A 5,440-nucleotide genomic window follows, 5' to 3' on the forward strand; every position below is an offset into this window, starting at 1 on the left:
TGCGATGCGCAGACACCACTTTGCATTCATGTGGGATTTGGAGCGTAGCCAGTGTCGCTGAAGCCTCACGCATGGTTTCCCAATCCGAACGGCTTCCCATGATAATGCCAATAAGCGGCGCTGCTTCCGTCATATGTCACTCCCCCGACACCTTTAATAGCAAAAGCCTTAGCCTTGCGGCGCAAAAGGCGCAATCCAGCAACGACGCATTCGCCGCCAATGTGCTAAGGTGCGGAGGCCGGGCGCAATTAGCGCTCGGAAAGATAGTAATAGTCGCCGTTCAAATGGTGGTCCAATTCATACACGATGGGTTGCCCCGTAGGGATTTCAAGGCCGCTTATGTCGGCATCCGAAATACCCGACAAATGCTTGACCAGCGCGCGCAAGCTGTTGCCGTGCGCCGAAATCAAAACGGTTTTTCCGGCCTGTAATTCCGGCACTATCGCGCTGTCCCAATAAGGCAAAACGCGGTTGATAGTGTCTTTCAGACTTTCTGAAGCGGGTATATCTATGCCCGCATAGCGCGGATCAGAAGATAGATCATAAGGCGATCCAGCATCAAGCGGCGGCGGCGGGATATCAAAGCTGCGGCGCCATATCTTCACCTGATCGTCACCATGCTTCGCCGCCGTCTCTGCCTTGTCCAGCCCGGTGAGCCCGCCATAATGCCGCTCATTCAATTGCCAGTTCTTGGTGACCGGAACCCACAAGCGCCCCATGGCTTCAAGCGCCAGATTGAGCGTTTTGATCGCGCGCGTTTGTACGCTGGTAAACGCCGCGTCCGGCGCGATGCCTTTTGCCTTCATCAACGCGCCTGCCGCCCATGCCTCGGCTGCGCCTTTTTCGGTAACGTCCACGTCCCACCAACCCGTGAAGCGGTTTTCGAGGTTCCACTGCGATTGTCCGTGACGGATGAGGATGAGTTTGGGCATGCGTAATTCCTAATTTGTTTGACCGCGCCCTAACGCAAGTTAGCTAAATCGCCAAGGTCATGAAATGCCTGTTAGATCATCCTCAAGAATCCGCGTGTCGCCGTTCACACCATCTCAGCTAGGGTCGCGAGGCATTCGCGCGCCAATAAGCGGCATCGTTCGGGGGACCAGCCTTGTTCGGGGTCGTTGCAATGAACGGTGTCTTTATAAGGCATTTCCAACGTCATAGAGACGCATTGGTACGAGGGTCCAAAGCGTTCGGCCAATTGGTTGGTGGACATGCTCAGGTTCGCCCTGCCGGGACCAGCCTTGGTATAACCCAACGCGGTCTGGAAATCGGGGGTGCGCGCCGAAAGGCGGTTGATGAAAGCATTATAGCGCTCACCCTGATCATCGGTCCACGAAGGAATGCCTTCAAAACCCGCCATGAAGGCCGCAGGAATGGCCTCGTCGCCATGAATATCCATGGCCCAATGCACGCCTTTTTCATCCATCGCGTTGCGGATGCCAAGCACTTCGGGGCTGCGTTCTGCCGATGGTTCGGCCCATTCGCGGTTCAGGTTGACGCCCAGATAATTGGTCCGCAAATGCCCACGGCGGCTTCCATCCGGGTTGCAGTTGGGCACGATATGCAATCGGCATTTTTCCAGCAGGACGCGCGTATGCGGATCGCTGAGGTCCGTCAGCATATCAATCGCGCCTTCGATCCAATATTCAGCTTGAGTCTCGCCGGGATGCTGGCGCGCATACAGCCAGACCTGCGTTTCGCCATTGCCCATTTCAAGGCAATCAATCGGTTGTCCTTCAAGGCTGTGGCCAAGGCAGTGATAGGTCACGCCTTCAAGCGATGCCGTCTCGGCAATCAGGTCATGGTGCCGTTCCATGCTGTAAGGGGCGAAATAAGCAAACCATGCAAGATCGCTTGCGGGGGTGTAGCGGATGGTCATCGTGCCGCCGTCCGCCGCCTTGTCGTAGCTGGTATCAGCGCGACCCCAATAATCGCGGTCTTCGGAGACGCAAGCGCGGTAATTGGGCCAGCCGCCAGGATAAGCGCTGCTCTCAAGGCCTGTAATACGCAATTCCAGCTCCTCGCCTGAAGTGCACGCCACGCGAAAGTGGAACCATTGTGCAAATTCCGAATCCTTGTCCGTGCGGATTCCAAGGGTCGCCACATTGCCCTGCATTGCATGGACGATGATATTGCCGCTATCGAAGGCGGCGTTGATGTCAGCAATCGGCATTTTTGGTTCGCTCTCGCAATGAAGTTTATGGCACGCGGATAGTCGCACCAGACACGCCGGGGAAGTCCTTAAACAAGGATTCGGCCAATTTGGACGCGGCGATACCGGGTTGGGCGGCGGGTGAGCCGGCCTTTGCCAATTGCACCGCCGTGCCTTCCCAAATCACCACCCGATCGCTGCGCCGGACGATGCGAACGGCCAATGTTGTCTGCAACTGAGCTGCTGAACCGCCGCTCAAGTTAATCCCAAGGCCAATGCCCAGACCGGAGCCATAGCTGCCCGTGGAGCCGCCAACGCCGACCGATATAGGCGCGCGTCGATCCGAACGAATCATCGTGGCGCCGAAACGGATCTCTGCGACCACGTCTGCATCGCCTCCTATGTCGCGATAGCCGATCCGCTGCATTTCGCGCGCGACGGCCGCAAGATAAGGCGACCCCGAAAGCGTGCTGTCCGATGCCGATTCGCCAACAAGCGCTACAGCGAAGCTGCCGGCTCCATACGGCACGCCCTCTGCGGCGCGATTGAAGCGCGTAACCTCAACCGGGCCAGTTGGCACGACACAAGCGGTCAGGAGGGAAGGCGCGAGAAGCAGCAAAAGCCGAGCATTTTTCATCATGGGTACATCCTTAAGGCTGTCCCTTACCACATCCAACAATCTATGGGGGCTTAATCCGCAAATAGGGCCAATCGCGCTTGACTTTCCGCTGCCCGATCCATAGGAGCGCACCCTCAATTCAAGTTTATTGCATTTATTAGACGGGCAAATCCGATGAAAGTCGTTAATTCTCTGAAGTCGCTCAAGGGCCGCCATCGCGATAACCGCGTGATTCGCCGCCGTGGCCGCACGTATGTCATCAACAAGACCCAGCCACGCTTTAAGGCGCGCCAGGGTTAATTTGACCCTGCCTGCGCATTGCAGGCGGATGGCTCTCACAAAATGCCGCTCCGAATCTGATTCGCGGGCGGTTTTTTTGCGCCTGCCGATAAGGAAATTGTGATCATGAAGATAACCACAGTCGTGTTTGATGTTGGCAAAGTGCTTTTCGAATGGGACCTGCGCTATCTTTTTGCCAAGCTGATCGCAGACAAAGATGAGCTGGAATTTTTCGTCACCCATGTCGTGACGCCCGAATGGCATTTTCAACATGACGCGGGTCGCGCTTTGGACGATATGGTTGCCGAGCGGATTGCTGAATTTCCAAAATATGCCACGTTGATTGCGGCCTACGCCTCCCGTTTCAATGAGACCATTCCAGGGCCCGTCACGGGGTCGTTGGAGATTGCGCAGGAACTCGCCGAAATCGGCGTGCCGTTGTTTGCGATCACCAATTTTGGCCCAGAGTTCTGGGAAGGGTTCCGTCCGACACAGCCAATATTTGACCTTTTTCAGGACATAATCGTGTCGGGAGTCGAAAAATTGGTGAAGCCTGATCCAGCCATTTACGCACTGGCGTTGCAGCGTTTCGGAATAAGGCCCGGGCAAGCGATTTTTATCGACGATAATCATGCCAATGTCATCAGCGCGCGCGAAAATGGTTTTGCCACACATCATTTTAGGGATGCAGCATCACTCCGCGCCGAGTTGGTTGCGCTCAATTTACTGCCTTGAAACTTTGCGCCTAAAGGCGCGGGACGCAGACACTAAAAATATTTCTCTGCGCCGTCCGCGGCCCTGCATGAACCAAAAAACATGGCGCAAGCCCTTCCATTCAATGCGCGTCTGTGCTTAAGCAGCCGCCGAAACTCTCTTTTCCCGAGGACGTAATCTCCCATGAATATCCATGAATATCAGGCCAAAGAACTGCTCGCAAAATTCGGTGTGGCCTGCCCTGCCGGTATCGCAGCATTGAGCGTAGAAGAGGCAGTTGCCGCCGCTAAGCAATTGCCTGGTCCCTTATATGTGGTGAAATCGCAAATTCATGCCGGCGGACGTGGCAAGGGCAAGTTCAAGGAACTGGGCCCAGACGCAAAAGGCGGCGTGCGTCTGGCGTTCAATCTGGATGAGGTTGAGGCCCATGCCAAGGACATGTTGGGCAACACGCTGGTAACGATCCAGACTGGTCCAGAAGGCAAGCAAGTCAACCGTTTATACATCACCGACGGCGCCGACATTAAGCAGGAATTCTACCTCGCCTTGCTCGTTGACCGTGCGACCAGCCGTATTGCGGTTGTGGCGTCAACTGAAGGTGGCATGAACATCGAAGACGTGGCGCATGACAGCCCCGAGAAAATCCACACCATCATCATTGATCCAGCCACGGGCCTCCAACCGCACCATGGCCGCAGTGTTGCAAAGGCGCTTGGCCTGACGGGGGATCTTGCCAAGCAAGCGCAGACAGTGCTTGCGGGGCTTTACAGCGCTTTCATCGGTACTGATGCTGAGCAAATCGAAATTAACCCGCTCGCCGTCTGCGAAGGCAAGAATGGCGATGAACTGTTGGTGCTGGACGCCAAGGTAGCATTCGATGGCAATGCGATGTTCCGTCACAAGGACCTCGCCGAGCTGCGCGACCTGACCGAAGAAGATCCTGCCGAAGTCGAAGCATCCGAATATGACCTTGCTTATATCAAGCTCGACGGCAACATCGGCTGCATGGTCAATGGCGCTGGCCTTGCGATGGCGACGATGGACATCATTAAGCTGAACGGCGAATTCCCTGCCAACTTCTTGGACGTTGGTGGCGGCGCATCGAAGGAAAAGGTGACGGCTGCGTTCAAGATCATCCTGAAGGACCCTGCCGTGAAGGGCATATTGGTCAATATCTTCGGTGGCATTATGAAATGCGACATTATCGCTGACGGTATAGTCGCCGCTGCTAAGGAAGTGAACCTGTCCGTGCCGCTTGTTGTCCGCCTTGAAGGCACCAATGTGCAGCAGGGCAAGGACATCCTCGCCAATAGCGGTCTGCCAATCGTGTCGGCCAATGATCTGGGCGATGCAGCAGAGAAAATTGTCGCAGAAGTGCGCAAGGCAGCTTGAGATTGTATCCGTCGGTCCCAACATGCGTTGAGGGCCGATGGAAATGCTGAATAAGTTCGATATCACGGGTTGATCAGGCACTTGACGTTTACGTAAACGGTCAGCATAGGCACAGCAGTTTGGGATGGCATCTATCTGTCCCATTGAGTCGGTATGGAAGGATGAGCACATGAAGATCATCGTCCCCGTTAAGCGGGTCATCGATTATAACGTAAAACCGCGGGTTAAGCCCGATGGTTCGGGCGTGGATTTGGCGAACGTCAAAATGAGCATGAACCCGTTTG

7 protein-coding genes and 1 pseudogene are annotated in these 5,440 nt (G+C 55.4%); 4 read left to right on the forward strand and 4 right to left on the reverse strand.

Annotated features, from left to right (window positions below; genetic code table 11):
• From ACIQ2T_RS11715 to ACIQ2T_RS11730, 4 genes are all read right to left on the reverse strand, one after another.
• Positions 1-133 (reverse strand): AIR carboxylase family protein (locus tag ACIQ2T_RS11715; protein ID WP_397590978.1); only part of this gene is annotated, 133 nt, incomplete at its 3' end.
• 115 nt (positions 134-248) lie between these two features.
• Positions 249-932 carry a 2,3-diphosphoglycerate-dependent phosphoglycerate mutase gene (gene gpmA, locus ACIQ2T_RS11720; protein WP_397590974.1) on the reverse strand — a complete coding sequence of 228 codons (684 nt, stop codon included), beginning with the start codon at positions 930-932 and terminating at the stop codon, positions 249-251.
• Positions 933-1,036: 104 nt separating this feature from the next.
• Complete coding sequence (locus tag ACIQ2T_RS11725) at positions 1,037-2,173, reverse strand: M14-type cytosolic carboxypeptidase (protein ID WP_397590975.1); 1,137 nt, start codon at positions 2,171-2,173, stop codon at positions 1,037-1,039.
• Positions 2,174-2,198: 25 nt separating this feature from the next.
• Positions 2,199-2,792 (reverse strand): DUF4136 domain-containing protein, encoded by a 594-nt coding sequence (locus ACIQ2T_RS11730; RefSeq protein ID WP_397590976.1) that lies wholly within the window; start codon positions 2,790-2,792, stop codon positions 2,199-2,201.
• A gap of 153 nt (positions 2,793-2,945) precedes the next feature.
• Between ACIQ2T_RS11730 and ykgO the strand changes: the two genes are divergently transcribed.
• From ykgO to ACIQ2T_RS11750, 4 genes and pseudogenes are all read left to right on the forward strand, one after another.
• Entirely contained in the window at positions 2,946-3,071 is a 126-nt protein-coding gene (gene ykgO / locus ACIQ2T_RS11735) for a type B 50S ribosomal protein L36 (RefSeq protein ID WP_125229386.1), read from the forward strand.
• 105 nt (positions 3,072-3,176) lie between these two features.
• Entirely contained in the window at positions 3,177-3,785 is a 609-nt protein-coding gene (locus ACIQ2T_RS11740; protein WP_397590977.1) for an HAD family hydrolase, read from the forward strand.
• A 162-nt stretch (positions 3,786-3,947) separates the two neighbouring features.
• A complete protein-coding gene (gene sucC, locus ACIQ2T_RS11745; protein WP_306063171.1) occupies positions 3,948-5,156 on the forward strand; it encodes an ADP-forming succinate--CoA ligase subunit beta in 1,209 nt (402 codons plus the stop codon).
• Positions 5,157-5,325: 169 nt separating this feature from the next.
• A pseudogene (locus tag ACIQ2T_RS11750) lies at positions 5,326-5,440 on the forward strand (electron transfer flavoprotein subunit beta/FixA family protein); the annotation flags it as partial.

Origin of the sequence: Sphingorhabdus sp. (genome assembly GCF_044357595.1) — a bacterium.
Lineage (GTDB): Bacteria > Pseudomonadota > Alphaproteobacteria > Sphingomonadales > Sphingomonadaceae > Sphingorhabdus_B.

Coding starts and splice junctions, on each gene's coding strand:
- gpmA (WP_397590974.1), bottom strand. CDS start 932: ATGCCCAAACTCATCCTCATCCGTCACGGACAATCGCAGTGGAACCTC.
- ACIQ2T_RS11725 (WP_397590975.1), bottom strand. CDS start 2,173: ATGCCGATTGCTGACATCAACGCCGCCTTCGATAGCGGCAATATCATC.
- ACIQ2T_RS11730 (WP_397590976.1), bottom strand. CDS start 2,792: ATGATGAAAAATGCTCGGCTTTTGCTGCTTCTCGCGCCTTCCCTCCTG.
- ykgO (WP_125229386.1), top strand. CDS start 2,946: ATGAAAGTCGTTAATTCTCTGAAGTCGCTCAAGGGCCGCCATCGCGAT.
- ACIQ2T_RS11740 (WP_397590977.1), top strand. CDS start 3,177: ATGAAGATAACCACAGTCGTGTTTGATGTTGGCAAAGTGCTTTTCGAA.
- sucC (WP_306063171.1), top strand. CDS start 3,948: ATGAATATCCATGAATATCAGGCCAAAGAACTGCTCGCAAAATTCGGT.